The 16,244-nt window shown below is 51.5% G+C and carries 19 protein-coding genes and 3 tRNA genes; 14 read left to right on the top strand and 8 right to left on the bottom strand.

Annotated elements, in window-relative coordinates; genetic code table 11:
• The first annotated feature begins 11 nt into the window (after nt 1-11).
• The 14 genes from J6J28_RS02720 to nadA all read left to right on the top strand — a co-directional run bounded on the left by J6J28_RS02720 (nt 12) and on the right by nadA (nt 10,084).
• Nucleotides 12-758, top strand: coding sequence for a YebC/PmpR family DNA-binding transcriptional regulator (locus tag J6J28_RS02720; protein WP_301719792.1), 747 nt, complete (start codon nt 12-14; stop codon nt 756-758).
• Nucleotides 758-1,294, top strand: a complete 537-nt coding sequence (ruvC, locus tag J6J28_RS02725) for a crossover junction endodeoxyribonuclease RuvC (RefSeq protein ID WP_301719793.1) — start codon at nt 758-760, stop codon at nt 1,292-1,294. Before J6J28_RS02720 ends, ruvC begins: the two co-directional genes overlap by 1 nt.
• Nucleotides 1,291-1,911, top strand: coding sequence for a Holliday junction branch migration protein RuvA (gene ruvA / locus J6J28_RS02730; protein ID WP_301719794.1), 621 nt, complete (start codon nt 1,291-1,293; stop codon nt 1,909-1,911). The genes ruvC and ruvA overlap by 4 nt, the downstream gene beginning before the upstream one ends.
• 103 nt (nt 1,912-2,014) lie before the next feature.
• Nucleotides 2,015-3,025: a Holliday junction branch migration DNA helicase RuvB gene (gene ruvB / locus J6J28_RS02735; RefSeq protein ID WP_301719795.1), complete on the top strand. Its 1,011-nt coding sequence runs from the start codon at nt 2,015-2,017 to the stop codon at nt 3,023-3,025.
• Between the two features lie 390 nt (nt 3,026-3,415).
• On the top strand, nt 3,416-3,841 hold the full coding sequence (gene ybgC, locus J6J28_RS02740) for a tol-pal system-associated acyl-CoA thioesterase (RefSeq protein WP_301720784.1): 426 nt from the start codon (nt 3,416-3,418) through the stop codon (nt 3,839-3,841).
• Nucleotides 3,831-4,532: a protein TolQ gene (tolQ, locus tag J6J28_RS02745; RefSeq protein ID WP_301719796.1), complete on the top strand. Its 702-nt coding sequence runs from the start codon at nt 3,831-3,833 to the stop codon at nt 4,530-4,532. Before ybgC ends, tolQ begins: the two co-directional genes overlap by 11 nt.
• 2 nt (nt 4,533-4,534) lie before the next feature.
• Nucleotides 4,535-4,972 (top strand): protein TolR, encoded by a 438-nt coding sequence (tolR, locus tag J6J28_RS02750; RefSeq protein ID WP_301720785.1) that lies wholly within the window; start codon nt 4,535-4,537, stop codon nt 4,970-4,972.
• A 10-nt stretch (nt 4,973-4,982) separates the two neighbouring features.
• Nucleotides 4,983-5,906 (top strand): cell envelope integrity protein TolA, encoded by a 924-nt coding sequence (tolA, locus tag J6J28_RS02755; RefSeq protein WP_301719797.1) that lies wholly within the window; start codon nt 4,983-4,985, stop codon nt 5,904-5,906.
• 70 nt (nt 5,907-5,976) lie between these two features.
• Entirely contained in the window at nt 5,977-7,290 is a 1,314-nt protein-coding gene (gene tolB / locus J6J28_RS02760; protein ID WP_301720786.1) for a Tol-Pal system beta propeller repeat protein TolB, read from the top strand.
• 60 nt (nt 7,291-7,350) lie between these two features.
• Nucleotides 7,351-7,890, top strand: coding sequence for a peptidoglycan-associated lipoprotein Pal (pal, locus tag J6J28_RS02765; RefSeq protein ID WP_301719798.1), 540 nt, complete (start codon nt 7,351-7,353; stop codon nt 7,888-7,890).
• 10 nt (nt 7,891-7,900) lie between these two features.
• Nucleotides 7,901-8,647, top strand: coding sequence for a tol-pal system protein YbgF (ybgF, locus tag J6J28_RS02770; RefSeq protein WP_301719799.1), 747 nt, complete (start codon nt 7,901-7,903; stop codon nt 8,645-8,647).
• 137 nt (nt 8,648-8,784) lie between these two features.
• Nucleotides 8,785-8,860 (top strand) — tRNA-Lys (locus J6J28_RS02775).
• A gap of 30 nt (nt 8,861-8,890) precedes the next feature.
• Nucleotides 8,891-8,966, top strand: a tRNA-Lys gene (locus tag J6J28_RS02780).
• A 68-nt stretch (nt 8,967-9,034) separates the two neighbouring features.
• On the top strand, nt 9,035-10,084 hold the full coding sequence (gene nadA, locus J6J28_RS02785; RefSeq protein ID WP_301719800.1) for a quinolinate synthase NadA: 1,050 nt from the start codon (nt 9,035-9,037) through the stop codon (nt 10,082-10,084).
• A 10-nt stretch (nt 10,085-10,094) separates the two neighbouring features.
• Here the strand turns inward: nadA and J6J28_RS02790 are convergent, their stop codons facing one another.
• The 8 genes from J6J28_RS02790 to J6J28_RS02825 all read right to left on the bottom strand — a co-directional run bounded on the left by J6J28_RS02790 (nt 10,095) and on the right by J6J28_RS02825 (nt 16,065).
• The gene (locus J6J28_RS02790) at nt 10,095-10,916 is read right to left on the bottom strand and encodes an NAD(P)H-binding protein (RefSeq protein ID WP_301719801.1); all 822 of its coding nucleotides are present in this window, start codon (nt 10,914-10,916) and stop codon (nt 10,095-10,097) included.
• Nucleotides 10,913-11,689 (bottom strand): ZIP family metal transporter, encoded by a 777-nt coding sequence (locus J6J28_RS02795; protein WP_301719802.1) that lies wholly within the window; start codon nt 11,687-11,689, stop codon nt 10,913-10,915. The genes J6J28_RS02790 and J6J28_RS02795 overlap by 4 nt, the downstream gene beginning before the upstream one ends.
• A gap of 73 nt (nt 11,690-11,762) precedes the next feature.
• A complete protein-coding gene (locus J6J28_RS02800; protein ID WP_301719803.1) occupies nt 11,763-11,963 on the bottom strand; it encodes a helix-turn-helix transcriptional regulator in 201 nt (66 codons plus the stop codon).
• Complete coding sequence (locus J6J28_RS02805) at nt 11,960-12,358, bottom strand: hypothetical protein (protein WP_301719804.1); 399 nt, start codon at nt 12,356-12,358, stop codon at nt 11,960-11,962. Before J6J28_RS02805 ends, J6J28_RS02800 begins: the two co-directional genes overlap by 4 nt.
• A 72-nt stretch (nt 12,359-12,430) precedes the next feature.
• Entirely contained in the window at nt 12,431-13,477 is a 1,047-nt protein-coding gene (locus J6J28_RS02810) for an MBL fold metallo-hydrolase (protein WP_301719805.1), read from the bottom strand.
• Between the two features lie 26 nt (nt 13,478-13,503).
• Complete coding sequence (gene ggt / locus J6J28_RS02815) at nt 13,504-15,219, bottom strand: gamma-glutamyltransferase (protein WP_418055160.1); 1,716 nt, start codon at nt 15,217-15,219, stop codon at nt 13,504-13,506.
• 102 nt (nt 15,220-15,321) lie between these two features.
• Nucleotides 15,322-15,645, bottom strand: coding sequence for a c-type cytochrome (locus J6J28_RS02820; protein WP_301719806.1), 324 nt, complete (start codon nt 15,643-15,645; stop codon nt 15,322-15,324).
• Between the two features lie 332 nt (nt 15,646-15,977).
• Nucleotides 15,978-16,065 (bottom strand) — tRNA-Ser (locus J6J28_RS02825).
• Nucleotides 16,066-16,244 lie beyond the last annotated feature (179 nt).

The raw sequence follows: 16,244 nt of genomic DNA on the forward strand, positions 1-16,244 counted from the left end.
AGGGATGCACGATGGCAGGTCATTCGAAATGGGCCAACATTAAACATCGCAAAGCCGCGCAGGACGCTAAGCGCGGCAAAATCTTTACCCGTCTTATTCGTGAAATCGTGGTCGCCGCCAGGGAGGGTGGCGGTGATGCCGATACGAACCCAAGATTACGCGCAGCCATAGACAAAGCGCTCGCCAACAACATGAAAAAAGACACCATTGATACTGCAGTGAAGCGTGGTAGTGGTGACCTCGATGGCGACAATCTCGATGAACTTACCTACGAAGGCTACGGCCCGGGGGGTGCGGCAATCCTACTGGAAACCATGACCGATAACCGGAATCGCACGGTGTCTGAGGTGCGTTATGCATTCAGTAAGCACGGTGGCAATTTAGGTACTGACGGGTCCGTTGCGTACCTCTTTCACAAACGTGGGGTACTTAGTTTTGCCGCAGAGGTAGATGAAGACGCCTTGATGGAAGCTGCCCTTGAGGCTGGCGCAGAGGATATTGTCACCAACGAGGATGGCAGTTTTGACGTATTCACCACACCTGAGACCTTTGGCAAAGTGAAAGACAGCTTGAAAGCTGCAGGTTTTGAGCCATTGCACGCGGAAGTCGGACTCTTACCGGATACGCGTTCGCCACTGACCGAAGCGGACGCTGAAACCTTTCTCAAACTCATTGACGCGCTTGAAGAGCTCGATGATGTGCAGGAGGTGTACCATAACGCAGACATCGACGATGCTATTTTGGAGCGCCTCAGTTAATGGCCATCATACTGGGTATTGACCCAGGTTCGCGGCTCACCGGGTATGGCATCATTCGCCAGCAGGGCAATCAATTAACCTATGTCGCCAGTGGCTGCATCAATGCCGCAGGCACGGCGCGCAATCCTTTCACGCTTGCCGAAAAGCTCAAGGTCATTCATGATGGTGTCAGCGAGCTGATCGCGCAGTTTCAACCGGACGAGTTCGCTATTGAACAGGTTTTTATGGCGCGTAATCCCGACTCTGCATTGAAGCTGGGGCAAGCACGCGGCGCTGCAATTGTTGCGGCGGCGCAGGCCAGTCTCCCGGTCGCAGAGTACGCCGCACGGCTAATTAAGCAGGCGGTGGTAGGTACGGGCGCAGCAGATAAAACTCAGGTGCAGCATATGGTCATGGCGATGCTGAAATTAAGTCATCGTCCGCAGGCCGACGCTGCCGACGCCTTAGCTGTGGCGCTGTGTCATGCGCATAGCCGCAAATATGCCGCCACTATGGCGAGTAACCGGGCAACCAGACAAACAAGGAGAGGGCGTTGATCGGACGACTCACAGGACTGCTGATCAGTAAGCAGCCGCCAGAAATTTTAATCGACGTGCAGGGCGTCGGGTATGAAGTGCAAATGCCGATGACCTGCCTGTATGAGTTGCCTGACATTGGCGAGCAGGTGACCGTGGTGACCCACTTTGTGGTGCGTGAAGACGCACAACTCTTATATGGCTTTAATACCTTTGCTGAGCGCGGCTTATTTCGCCAGCTCATAAAAGCACAAGGGGTAGGACCGAAGCTGGCCCTGACGATTATGTCCGGTATGACCCTGCAACAGTTTGTGACCGCTGTCAGTCATGATGATGTGTCGAGCTTGGTTAAACTGCCGGGCGTCGGACGTAAAACAGCAGAGCGATTGGTGGTGGAAATGCGTGACCGCCTACAGAACTGGACCAGCGCGACTCCAGCCACAGACGCTGCCCCTATCGATTTTGGTGATATGCAATCGACAGTGACTGCAAGTTCACCGCGCGAGGATGCGACGGGCGCGTTGATGGCGCTGGGGTACAAGCCGGCGCAAGCGGAGAAAGCTGTTGCTGCGGCATTAAAGACCCATGGCGAGGCTTCGAGCGAAGAGCTCATTCGGGCTGCTTTGAAAACCATGTAGAACCAATATGCAGTCGCGGCCGGTAGTGTTGGGCGCGACGATGAACATTGCCACGCTGAAACCGCGTCGCGCAGGATTAACCTTGAACTAAGTTGCCGTAAAAATGATTGAACCGGATCGGATAAATCAGCCACAACAACAACACGATGACGAAGTCGTTGACCGGGCGATACGGCCGAAAAAGCTGGCCGACTACACCGGTCAGAAGCATGTCGTTGAACAAATGGAAATCTTTATCCAGGCGGCGCGGCAACGCCAGGAAGCGCTTGATCATTTACTGATTTTTGGCCCGCCCGGACTGGGCAAAACCACGTTGGCGAATATCGTTGCTAATGAACTTGACGTTAATATTCGCCAAACCTCTGGCCCGGTACTGGAAAAAGCAGGTGATTTGGCGGCGTTGCTGACCAATCTCGAGGCGCACGATGTCCTCTTTATCGATGAAATTCATCGCTTGAGTCCGGTCGTGGAAGAGATCCTCTATCCGGCCATGGAAGATTATCAGCTGGATATCATGATTGGCGAGGGGCCTGCGGCACGTTCGATCAAGCTGGACCTGCCGCCGTTTACCTTGATCGGCGCCACTACGCGGGCCGGCGCATTAACATCACCGTTACGGGACCGCTTTGGCATTGTGCAACGCCTTGAGTTTTACGATGTAACTGAGTTGACGACTATTATCCGGCGTTCCGCAAACTATCTTAATCTGGACCTGAACGATGACGGCGCGCGCGAAATTGCCCGTCGTTCGCGCGGCACACCGCGTATTGCTAATCGTTTGTTACGCCGGGTACGTGACTTTGCTGAGGTCAGAAACGATGGCCGTATTGACCTGCCTGTGGCCTCGGCGGCACTGAAAATGGTGGATGTTGATGAAGCGGGTTTTGATTACATGGACCGCAAGCTATTATTAGCCATCATCGAGAAGTTTCTGGGTGGTCCGGTCGGGTTGGATAATCTGGCGGCAGCCATTGGCGAAGAGAAAGACACCATAGAAGACGTGCTGGAACCTTACCTTATTCAGCAAGGGTTCTTGCAGCGCACACCGCGCGGACGTATCGCAACACCGCATGCGTATGCCCATTTCGGACTGGCGCCGGGCAATGCTGACTGACAGGCAAAAAAAAAGCCCGCTGGGAAGCGGGCTAAAACTACAGAACAACAAGGAAGTTAAATCCAGGGAACAATAACAGGAAGAAGCGACAACCGGTCTCTTCGTATCTGGTATGCAGCGCATTATACGGAGGACCGACCTCTGTTCAACCGAGAAAAATTGTAGTTCAGATAAGTTTTTCTAATAGCAGTATGTAACCAGTGAACAAAAATAAACCACCATTGAATTGGTAAGACCATTAAAGTCCATTTAAATCAGCATGTAATGAATTTATGGTCAAATTTTACAAATAAATAAAAGTCTGGCTATTTTTTAACCGGATTGATTTTTTACATTAAATTTAGCTGGTTTAACTTGCAGCATGAACCCAAAACAGAAAAAGTAGTCATGATGAGTGAGATGAATAGGTTTTCCTGGCCGATCCGCGTCTATTACGAGGACACGGATGCTGGCGGTATCGTATATTATGCAAATTATCTCAAATTTCTTGAGCGGGCCCGCACCGAGTGGTTACGCTCACTGGGGATTGAACAAGATACCTGGCTTGAGCTCAAGCTTGGCTTTGTTGTCCGTAAGGTCGAGATGGAGTTACTGCGACCAGCGAAGTTCAATCAGGAACTGGACGTCACCGTTGTGGTCGAACGGTTGAAGCGGGCGTCCGTAGAATTTACACAACAGGTGCTGGATCAAAGCGGCACGGTTTTATGCCAAGCCAGAATTAAAGCGGCTTGCGTTCATTTAGGGGAAGCAGGTACTGCGGTTCGCGCCGTACCTATGCCAACAGAAATCATAGAGGTACTTAAGCGTGCAAGCTGAGATGTCAATTACTGCGTTAATTTTGGAAGCTAGTTTTGTCGTGCAGTTGGTGATGTTATTGCTGCTTGCGTTTTCCGTGGCCGGCTGGATGATGATTTTCCAGCGTCGCAAGGTGATCCAGACCGCCAGTCAGCAGGCGACAGCCTTCGAAGATCGGTTTTGGTCGGGCGTGGATTTGGCGCGCTTGTATCAGGAAATCGGCGCCCGCGCGCAAAACGCCAGTGGTATGGAGAAGCTGTTTTACGCTGGTTTTAAAGAGTTTGCGCGCTTACGCAGCAACCCCTCATTGAGTCAGCCGCAGGTTCTTGAAGCCTCCTACCGCGCTATGCGAGTGGTGCACTCCCGTGAAGTGGACAGGTTAGAAAGTAATTTAAGTTTATTAGCGACCATTGGTTCCATCAGTCCTTATGTGGGCCTGTTCGGTACCGTCTGGGGCATCATGAATGCCTTTATTGGTCTGGGTGCAGTGCAGCAGGCGACCTTGGCCATGGTCGCGCCGGGTATCGCTGAAGCACTGATTGCTACCGCTATGGGTCTGTTTGCCGCAATTCCTGCCGTCATTGCCTACAACCGCTTTGCCCATCGGGTCGAGAAGGTTGATAACCAGTACCTGAACTTTATGGATGAGCTGTTGGCCATTTTGCAGCGCCAGGGTAGTGCCCAACCGAAGGCCGCAGGTGCCGCGTCATGATGATGATGACGGCGAATCGCAAACGGCGTAAGCCCGTTTCCGAGATCAATGTGGTACCCTACATTGACGTGATGCTGGTGCTGCTGATTATTTTTATGGTGACTGCGCCTTTGATTACGCAGGGGGTTAAGGTTGATTTGCCCAATGCTAACGCGCAGCCGCTGGATGCGGAAAGCAAGCCGCCGATTATTGTCTCAGTCGATCGTGATGGCCAGTATTATGTGAGCTCGCTGGCGGATTATAACGATCCCAATGATCCTTTGGATATTGAGACTCTGGCGGCGCGTATACAGGCACAATTGCAACTGGATCCTGAGACCAGAATCATGGTCAACGGCGATGGCGGCGTATCCTACAACCAGGTTGTGCGGCTGATGGTGCTGTTGCAACAGCTCGGTGTTGATTCTGTTGGTCTGATGACCGAAGACACGGATAATTAGAGAGGCACATGTGAAGATCGGGAAATTTACATGGCCGACTGAACTAACGGTGCCGCTACTGCTCTCAATTGCATTGCATCTGGGAATTGTGGTGATTTTGTTCGCCGGTTTTAAGTTTTCGCCAAGCGTTCCGGAAGCGATGGAAGCGCATCTGACCGCGCCTTTAGAGGACGAAGCCGTGCCGGAAGAAGAGATCGTCAGTGCAGCGACGGTCGACAAGGCAAAGATTAACGAGCAGATTGCTGAGATTAAGGCACAGGAAGCCAAGCGCGAGGAAGAGATTGCCGAGCTGGAGCGCCGCGCGGAAGCGGCCAAAAAGCAACGCGAGGCCGAGCAGCAACGCCAGCGCGAACTGGCCGAACAGCAACGTGCCGAGCGTGAACGCCTGGCCCGTGAGCAAGCTGCAGCGCAGCAGAAAAAGCAGGAAGCGGAACAAGCTGCTGAGGCCGCTGCTGAGCGGCGTAAGCGTGAAGAAGAGGCGGCCCGTAAAGCTGAGGCGGAACGAAAGAAGCGTGAAGAAGAAGCCCGACGGCTGGAAGAAGAGCGCAAACGTAAGGAACAGGAAGCTCGCGAGCGCGCTGAGCGGGAACGTCAGCTGCAGGAAGAGTTGGCAGCAGAACGTGAACGCCGTGCCGCGGCACGGACGCGACAGATCCAAAGCGAAGTTAGCAAATATAACACGCTCATTAAGAACACGATTCAACGTAATTTGATCACGGACCCGTCGATGCGCGGTAAAGAATGTAAAGTTCGGATCCGCGTCGCGTCCAGCGGTTTCGTTATCTCGGTCGACACGTTGAGTGGTGACACTGCGGTTTGCCAGGCGACCCAGAATGCGGTATTTAAAGCAGGGACCTTGCCAGTATCGGACGACCCTGAGATCTTTAAAGAGATGGAAACTATCTCTTTGACGGTACAGCCCGAATTCAATTAACCAGTGAAGTAATTGTGATAACACTATGATGAAAAAAATTGTTTTACTCTTGATCACCGCTGTTGCGTTAATGACCGTTCTGCAACGGCCTGCTAATGCCTCGTTGGAAATTGTTATCACCGATGGCGTCAACAGTGCCCGACCGATAGCGGTTGTACCTTTTCGTTGGTTAGGTGACGGCCCCGCACCGGAGGGGCTGACCGAGGTTATTGCCGCAGACTTGATGCGCAGTGGTAAATTCAATCCGATCCCGCGCAACGCCATGCCACAGTTTCCCAGCAGCGAGGGCGAGATTGATTATCCCAGCTGGGCGAGTCTGGGTGTAGAAGCTGTGCTGGTGGGCACCATTGAACCTTATGCGGTCGATCGCTACACGGTCTCTTTCCAGATTATTGATATCCTCAGAGGACAAATCACCAGTGGTACGCGTATGTTGCGCGACGGTGAGCTGGTCACCGCGCAAGATCACATTCTGGATGCCCGACGCAGCGTTATTAATGGCGAACAGTTTCGTCAATATGCGCACCGAATCTCGGATGTCTTTTACGAAACCATGACCGGTGAACGCGGTGCTTTTATGACCCGAATCGCCTACGTCACGGTGAATTATAACGACGAAAAACCTTATCAGCTGGTCGTCGCCGACTACGACGGTTATGACGAGAAGGTGTTGTTGCGCAGCCCCGAGCCATTGATGTCACCGTCATGGTCACCCGATGGCAACAAGCTTGCTTATGTGAGCTTCGAAAATAAGCGTCCGGAAATTTTCACCCAGGATATCTACACTACGCGGCGGGAAAAAATCACCTCTTTCTCCGGCATAAACAGTAGTCCGGTCTGGTCTCCCGATGGGAATAGTCTGGCCATGGTGTTATCCAAAGATGGCAATCCTGAACTCTATGTGATGAACATTTTCAGTAAAGAGTTGCAACGGGTAACACGACACCATGCGATTGATACGGAACCAAACTGGTCACCAGATGGGAAATCCTTGATCTTCACGTCAGAAAGGGGTGGCAGACCGCAATTATATAGCGTAAATTTAGATTCAGGTCAGGTGCGACGCCTGACATTCGAAGGTGAGCAGAACCTTGGCGGTACCTGGACCCCAAACGGTCAGCAGGTGGTCATGGTAAATCGTACGCAAGGCAACTATCATATTGCTAAGCAGGATTATCCGAATGGTGCGTTGCAAGTGCTCACCCAGACATCGTTAGATGAGTCACCGAGTTTAGCGCCGAATGGCAGCATGGTGATTTACAGCACCACACATAATAACCAGCAAGTATTAGCGTTGGTTTCGGTCGATGGTCGTTTTAAAGCAAGACTTCCAGCGCGCGAAGGCGAGGTGAAATCGCCCGCGTGGTCACCGTTTTTGCGTTAATACAAAACGTGAAAGTTACTCTTAACAATTAAAATTACATTTGAACTAAGGATCGCGGACATGAACGCAAATCAGTTACTAAAAAGCCTTCTTATCGCTGTACCTATGCTGACGTTGGCAGCATGTAGCTCTAGCCAGGGCGCAGATGATGCGGCAAGCCAGCAAACCAATCAGCAACAGCAGGGTCAGCAAAGCGGTTCTGGCGTTGAAGTTGATGCAGCAGAGCGGACCAAAACTCCAGCCGAAGTTCGTGCTGAGAAAATGGAAACCCTGCAGCGCGAAAATATTATTTACTTCGCATTTGATGATTCGCGGGTAAGTTCTGAGTACGGTCAGCTGCTGGCTGATCATGCTGAATTTCTGGTTCAGAACCCAAATGTTTCTGTGACCATCGAAGGTCATGCGGATGAGCGCGGTACACCTGAGTACAACATTGCTTTGGGTGAGCGTCGTGCGAAAGCCGTTGCACAGTACTTGCAAAATCTGGGTGTAAGCTCAAGCCAGCTGGAAACAGTTTCTTACGGCGAAGAGAAGCCTCTGATCAAAGCTTCTACTCAAGCTGCTTACGCTAAAAACCGCCGTGCTGTCCTAGTTTACTAAGGTTAAGCCAATGCAAAAACTAATTCTAGTAGTGGCCTTTCTTGTTCCCGGAGTCCTGTTTGCGCAGGCTCCGGTATCGAAGTTAGGTAGTGGCAGTGTTGAGGAGCGCTTAGCGCAGCTCGAGCGAGTGATGGATGCTCGTAATGCTGCACAAATGGCGCTGCTCGATCAAATGTCGACATTACAAGATGAAGTCGCAGAGCTGCGCGGCAGAACTGAAGAGCATGCCTATCAGCTTGAACAAATTTTGCAACGGCAGCGTGAGATTTATCAGGAGATCGATCGCCGCTTAACTGCAACACCAGCGCCTTCTGCGAGTGTAGGCACATCGTCGTCCAGTGCAAGCTCAGGAGCAGACGGTTCACCGTCCTATTCGAGTAATCTGAGCGAGAACGATGCCTATGACAAAGCGATCCGCCTGGTGATGGAGGATCGTCGTTACGACGCAGCGATTCCCGAGTTTCGCAGTTTTATAGAGCAGTTCCCGAACTCAACCTATGTACCTAATGCGCACTACTGGTTAGGACAACTGCTTTACGCCGAAGGTGACTATAGCGGTGCTAAGCAAGAGTTCAGTACTGTGGCGGAGCGCTTCCCTGACAGCAACAAACGTGCTGACAGCTTATTGAAGTTGGGTATTGTTGCTCAGCAGCAGGGCGAAAAAGCACTCGCTGAAAGCTACTTTAAAAAGGTCATTGCCGATTACCCGGGCAGTACGCCGGCGGATTTAGCAGCAAAACGCTTAGAGAATTTGTAATAACCTTGTAAGTAATCACGGTAAATGTTCGCAAATTGAGCAAACGCACCGGTTATCTGAAATTTGCAGTTGCAACGTGCGGCATTTTAAGTAAACTATGCCGCCGTTGCCGCTGATAAGTAGCAACAGACGAGATTGGGTCGTTAGCTCAGTTGGTAGAGCAGTTGACTTTTAATCAATTGGTCGCAGGTTCGAATCCTGCACGACCCACCACTCTCTCGTCGCACATCAGTATCCTTTCGTGGGTCGTTAGCTCAGTTGGTAGAGCAGTTGACTTTTAATCAATTGGTCGCAGGTTCGAATCCTGCACGACCCACCACGATTTTTTACCCGCACTGAATTTTCCTTTATACTATGCAAACGTTTCCCATGTAGTGAAGTAGTAGCATGAGTATCACTGAAGAAATCCAAGCCCGCGTTATCGACAAACTTGACTATGCGTTCCCGGCCAAGCCGAAACCGCTTACCGAGCAGGAACAAGCGGCTTATAAAGCGCGCATTAAGCAGCTCTTGCAAGAGAAGAACGCTGTGCTTGTGGCACACTATTATACGGATCCTGAGATTCAGGCCTTAGCTGAAGAAACGGGTGGTTGTGTCTCTGACTCGCTGGAAATGGCACGATTTGGCGCCAACCATACTGCCGACACCCTGATCGTGGCGGGCGTGAAGTTCATGGGCGAAACCGCCAAGATACTGACACCCAACAAAACCGTTCTGATGCCAACGTTGGAAGCGACCTGCTCCCTTGACATTGGCTGCCCCATTGAAGAGTTCTCAGCGTTCTGTGACGCGCATCCTGAGCGTACCGTGGTCGTCTACGCCAATACCTCAGCGGCAGTTAAGGCGCGTGCCGACTGGGTCGTCACCTCAAGCATTGCGTTGGATATTGTCGATCATTTAGACGCGGAAGGGGAAACCATCTTGTGGGGCCCGGATAAGCATCTTGGCGCTTATATCCAGAAGCAGACCGGCGCAGATATGATCATGTGGCAAGGTGCTTGTGTGGTGCATGATGAGTTTAAAACCAAAGCCCTTGAAGATCTGAAGAAGGTTTATCCTGAGGCCGCTATTCTGGTGCATCCTGAGTCGCCAGCGCCGGTGGTGGAATTGGCCGATGCGGTAGGCTCGACTTCTCAGTTAATCAAAGCCAGTCAGGAGATGCCCAATGAAACTTTCATTGTGGCCACAGACCGCGGCATATTTTACAAAATGCAGCAACTGTCTCCTGAGAAGCACTTTATCGAAGCGCCTACAGCTGGTAGCGGTGCTACTTGTCGCAGTTGTGCCCATTGCCCCTGGATGGCCATGAACGGCCTTGTGGCGATTGCTGAGGCGTTAGAGCACGGCGGCAAGGCACATGAAATACAGGTCGACCCCGCGCTGGCTGAGAAAGCCATGAAACCATTGCAGCGCATGCTGAACTTCAAGAACAGTTAACTTCCCTGAGTTATTTGGGCGCGTAAGTTGGGAACAGTAACTGGTAACCGCTCGCATGGAGTGAGCGGTTATTAATCCGCTTACTTCCCCGGCGTCCGATTTCATCCTCCCGCGACAGGGCGCGTAGATCTACGCCTAAACGCTTGGCGAGTCGTCCGTACGCATCCTCTTGCTGCAAGGGCTCATCATCACTGACCAGAAACAGCGGCCGCTGTTGCTCAGGGTGTTGGATTAAATAAGCAATAAAGCCGGCGACATCGTCCGCGTGGATACGATTGGTCCATGCCGGGGTAATGACGGCTTTACCAGAAATGAGCAACTCAGCCAGCCGCGAACGGTTCGGTCCGTAAATTCCCGAGCAGCGCAAAATACTTACGTTCTCACTGGCACTTTGTACGGTTTGTTCTGCTTGAAGTAACATTTCACCTTGATGGTCGTTAGGTCTCGCCGGTGTCTCCTCATCGATCCACTCGCCATTGCGCTCGCCATAGACGCCGGTGCTGGAAATATAGATGATACGTGGCGTCAGGCCATTACTTTGCAGATGATTTTGTAGCAACCGCGCCGGTACGACGTAACCGTCGAAGTAGCTGTCGTCACTGGAACGGTCGGGGGTGAGGGTCATGACGACGACCTCTGTGTCGCTCGTGATTAATTTTGCCAGGTCGCTGCCATTCGCGGCATCACCTGCAATCAGTTCGACATGCGCGGGGTTCCGTTTTACTTCAGGATGTCGGCATAACCCCCGCAGTTGCGTATAGCCGGCAAAGCTTAAGGCGATGCTGGTACGCTCGGCGATATCACCAAAACCAATAAATGCGACTGTTTTCATGCTGCTAACCATACGTCAAGGAATAACATGATCACTAAACCCACCATCAGGCCAGCTGTCGCACGTTGATGATGACCGCGGCGATGCGTTTCCGGAATGATTTCGTGACTGATAACAAACAGCATAGCACCTGCAGCGAAAACTAGCCCCCATGGCAGCAAAACTTGCGAAATATTCACAAAAAGACCGCCAATGACACCACCGATAGGCTCAATTAGACCGGTTAATGAGGCCACCACGAAACTTTTCAGGTGACTGTAACCTACTGCGACCAGTCCTACTGCTACCGCCAGCCCTTCAGGAATATTCTGCAAGCCAATGCCCAATGCCAGGGAGAAGGCCGCGTCAACATCGCCACTGCCGTAGGCCACGCCGACAGCGAGTCCTTCGGGAAAGTTATGAATAGCGATGGCAAACACAAATAGCCAGACGCCGGCGATCTTATCGGTGGCAAGACCTTCAGGGCCGGTAATGAAGTGCTCGTGCGGTAATAAACGGTCCAAGGCAGCAATGGCCGCCGCACCGAGCAAGATCCCACACACGGCAATTAAAGCGGGGGTTGGGCCTTCGCCATACATAAGGGTCGAAATTTCGATGGAGGGAACAATCAGCGAGAAGAATGAAGCTGCCAACATTACCCCTGCAGCAAATCCCAGCAGGGTATCGTTGAAACGCTCTGACGGTTTGCGACCCAGTAAAACCGGTAGCGCACCGACCGAAGTCAGTGCGCCAGTGAGGAAACTTGCTATCAGTGCGGTCAAGACCAAATCCATACAGCCCTCATCAGGTAAAAAATAGCTAATAAACCTTAGCTTAACCTAGGCTCGGACTGAATGGCAGCCTGATTTAACTATCGTCGTCATCGAAAAAGATGGCTTCGATGGGAAGTTCGAACAAACGTGAGAATTTAAACGCCAGTGGTAGGCTCGGGTCGAACTTACCTTTCTCGATAGCGTTAATCGTTTGCCTGGAAACGTCCACTGCGGTGGCAAGGTCGGCCTGAGTCCAGTTCCGCTCAGCGCGTAAAACCTTTAGACGATTTTTCATCGGTAGCTCCGCATGCCAACCAGTAAGCTGATCAGATAGGTGATACCTATCAGCATAATGAGAAACGAAATTTCCGCGTCAACAGGAATGACATTGGTGATATCAGCAAGGGAGTAGGCGATGCCTCCGATGACTGCTGCACCTAGACTGATTGCCGCAGCTTGCAGGTGAATCTTTTGCTGTAACTCATCCAGCGCAAGAATATAGCGGCGGTTGGATTCGATCATGCCCACACCCAACGCTAAATTAAGCAGCAGAACCCCTACTTTAAGAAGTTCCTGTTCAGGCCAGAGCAGGGTGGAGCCGAAGCTCACAACAGCGGTTGATAGTACCCAGGCAGCAGTCCAGACTGCGAGTCGAGTGGTGAGATGTTTAAGTGTTGATTGACGAGACATAAGTGACCTATAAGTAAAGTGTGTTTGACATATAGTTGTCTAAAGCATTCTATAAGTCAAGCGAGCTTTACATTAATTTGCTGGTTTTTTATCCATCACCAGGGTTTCACCAATTTTTATGCGCGTAAATCCAGGATTCTCAAGCTCAGCTGACGCCAGTGCATCGGTAAAATCCTGATGGGTCTCAGCAAGGCCTTCCGCAGCTAATTGATAGGTGCCCCAATGCATGGCATAGGAATGCCGGGCGCCAATATCAAGATGCATTTGTAATGCCTCTGCTGGATTGACATGCTGTGGCTTCATAAACCAACGCGGTTGATAGGCTCCGATTGGAATGAGTCCCAGGTCAATAGCAGGAAAGCGTTCGCCGATTTCTTTGAATTGATGGGCGTTATAACCGGTGTCTCCGGCAAACCAGACCTGCCAGTCGGCAATTGCAATATGCCAGGTGGTCCAGAGCGTGTCGTTTTTATCCCAAAGGCTACGCGCCGACCAGTGTTGGCTTGGCGTGGAAGTAATTTCCAATGGACCTATGCTGGCCTGCTGCCACCAGTCGAACTCCCGCACCCGTGAGGCCTCGATACCATGCGCAACGAACCATTCGGTCAGGCCCAGGGGCACCAGGTAAACCACGTCATCGCCCAGGGCCAAAATGGTTTCTTCGTCGAGATGGTCATAATGATTGTGACTGATGACGACGTAATCAATAGGGGGGAGCTCAGCAGCAGTTAAAGGTGCAGGGGTTAAACGTTCAGGACCAGCAAAGCTCACTGGCGAGGCACGTTCGCTGAGAATAGGATCCGTTAAAACATTGAGATTTTTGTATTGCAGCAGGAAACTTGCGTGCCCCAACCAGGTGAGTTGGGGCTGTGCTGAGGGCGTCAGAATGCGGGCGAAGGAAATCTCAGTCATCGGCACCAAGTCGGGATTTGCGGCGATTTCTGCCTGTTGATCGGCCCAGTCGTCCGCACCGAACCAACGCATCATAAAGAAATCAATGGCATTGGTATCCTTAGTCTCGATGTAGTGGTTGCGATCTGCATAGATCCCCGGTGAGCTGCACGAGCTGAGCGCAACTAACGCGGTAACACCGATAACGAGTAGAATGATCCAACGCACAATAACTGTCCTGACGTGGCTGCTGGTTAGAAACCAGCAGCGTGGCCGTCTTTGCGACTTTCAGAAGCTCCATAATAGACATCTTCTTCGTGGTTTTTCCAGATCGCCTGATAACCTCCAAAAGGACCCACGGCTTCTTGCAGGGTATGACCCATTTTAATCAGTTCACGGCGCGTATGAGCAGAAAAACCATTTTCCAGGCTGATCACCCCACCATCGGTCATCTCTTCACCGGTCGGCTGGCTTGAGCCAGTGTGTAAGATGCGCGGCGCGTCACCGGCTTCTTGCAGGTTCATACCGAAGTCGATGATGTTGATCAGGATCTGTGCATGCATCTGTGGTTGCGTAGCACCGCCCATGACGCCATAACTCATGATGGGTTTATCATCTTTCGTCACAAAGGCAGGAATAATGGTGTGGAAGGGGCGCTTGCCCGGTTCAAATACATTGGCATGACCGTCCTCCAGAGCAAACAACTCGCCACGGTTTTGCAGGACAAAGCCGAGTCCTGTAGGAGTCACGCCCGAGCCCATACCACGGTAATTACTTTGGATCAGCGACACCATGTTGCCTTGCTGATCAGCTGTGGTCAGGTAGATGGTATCGCCTTCTGTTGGCGGGTTACCCGGCTCCACTGCGGCGGCAGGACGGTTGGGGTGGATGAGTTGCGCACGTTGTTTGGCGTACTCCTTATCCAGCAATCCTTCGACCGGCACGTCACTGAACTCTGGGTCAGCATAGTATTTAGCACGATCGGCGAAGGCTAATTTCTTAGCTTCAACGAAATGATGGATATATTCCGGGCTGTCGAATCCCATTGCTGCGAGATCGTAGTTCTCCAACATATTCAGAATTTGTTGTGCGGCAATGCCCTGTGTATTCGGCGGTAACTCCCAAAGGTCATAACCACGGTAATTGGTAGAGACCGGCTCGACCCAGCTTGACTCATGTTGCGCTAAGTCATCGTAACTGAGAAAACCACCATGTTCGGCGACAAAATCACTGATGGTTTTGGCAATATCACCTTGGTAAAACACGTCGCGTCCCTGTTCGGCAATTTTTTCAAGGGTATTGGCAAGGTCAGGGTTTTTGAAACGTTCACCTTTTTGCGGCGGCTGTCCATCTTTCAGGAAAACTTCAGCGAAGCCTGGCTGATCGCCAATCACTGCCGCATTGCGTTCGAAGTAGTAGGCGATAACTTCAGTGACTGGAAATCCCTGCCGTGCGTATTCAATGGCAGGTGCCAGCACTTTTTCCATAGGCAACTGGCCAAACTTATCGTGTAGCTCAAACCAGCCGTCGACAGTGCCGGGGACTGAAATTGGCAATACTCCGCGCGCCGGAATCTTATCGAAACCGTTCTCGGTAAAGTACTCCAGAGACAGGCTTTGAGGTGAGCGGCCAGAAGCATTCAGACCGTAAAGTTGTTGGCTTTCTGCATCCCAGACAATGGCGAAGAGATCGCCACCAATGCCATTGCCGGTGGGTTCAACCAGGCCCAGAACGGCATTCGCGGCAATCGCGGCGTCAATGGCGTTACCACCTTGCTGCATAATATCCAGCGCTACCTGGGTAGCCAGTGGCTGGCTGGTCGCTGCCATAGCATTGGGTGCCATCGCTTCAGAGCGGGTAGCAAAATGATGGCCGGTAATGCGATCCGCTGCTGCGGCGGCACCGGTCATCAGGGTAAGACTTGTTGCTAGTGCAAAGGAAAATAATGAGGATTTCATGGTCGCCTCCAAGTGAGCTAAGTTGCTTCACTATAACGAGGCGACGCTTAAGGTGTTAATTTATTCGACAGATGTCACTATCCATTCGATGACTTACGGCTTAGTTTAGCTGACTTACTTTAAACCAAGAATCCATTCTGCCAACAGAGTGACCTGCTCATCGCTTAACTGTGGCTGCGCGGGCATTGGGATCTGTCCCCATTTGCCTTTACCACCGTTTTTAATGCTATCTTTTACTTTTGCGAGACCTTCAGGGTCATCTGCGTATTTTGCTGCAACATCTTTATAGGCCGGACCGACAATTTTATTGTCGATGCCATGACACGCTGTACACGCATTTTGCTTCGCGAGTTTTTCAGCCGCTTCGTTGGCGTGCGCGGGCGCTGCCAGCATGAGACCGCTGAGAACCAAAGAACAACCTAAGATTTTACCTAACATGACTACAACTCCTTGGTGAAAAAAACATCAAAGCCATCTTAACCGCAAATAGCCCCGATGTTAAAGAGTACGCAAGTTCTGGCTGGCTAGATTGCTTTACAACAAAGAAAAAGCAGGCAGCAGATACAAAAGAACCGCCACAAGGGCGGTTCTTTTGTATCTGGCGGAGAGAGAGGGATTCACTCGGGCCATCCATGGCCCTCGCCCTGCGGGCAGCGCGCTGCGCTGTGCAAAACGGCTCCTGCCGTTTTGTCGAACCCTGAGGCTTCTCATCAAATCCGCTCACTCCATCAGACACAAAAAAACCGCCACAAGGGCGGTTCTTTTGTATCTGGCGGAGAGAGAGGGATTCGAACCCTCGATACGTTGCCGTATACACACTTTCCAGGCGTGCTCCTTCAGCCACTCGGACACCTCTCCAAAACGGCCGCAATAATAGGGCATTAGGGCTTTAATTTCAACGACAAAAACAGCGGAATGCGGTTCGTTTGAGCGATTAAGCCGAAGAAATGACCAGCGGTGCTGTCATTTTGTACGACCGAAGTCGAATAGGAAAAAACTGGGGCTGAGCTAAAGTTATCTTTATCGCAGCACGTCAA

Origin of the sequence: Pseudidiomarina terrestris, assembly GCF_030466375.1 — a bacterium.
GTDB lineage: Bacteria > Pseudomonadota > Gammaproteobacteria > Enterobacterales > Alteromonadaceae > Pseudidiomarina > Pseudidiomarina terrestris.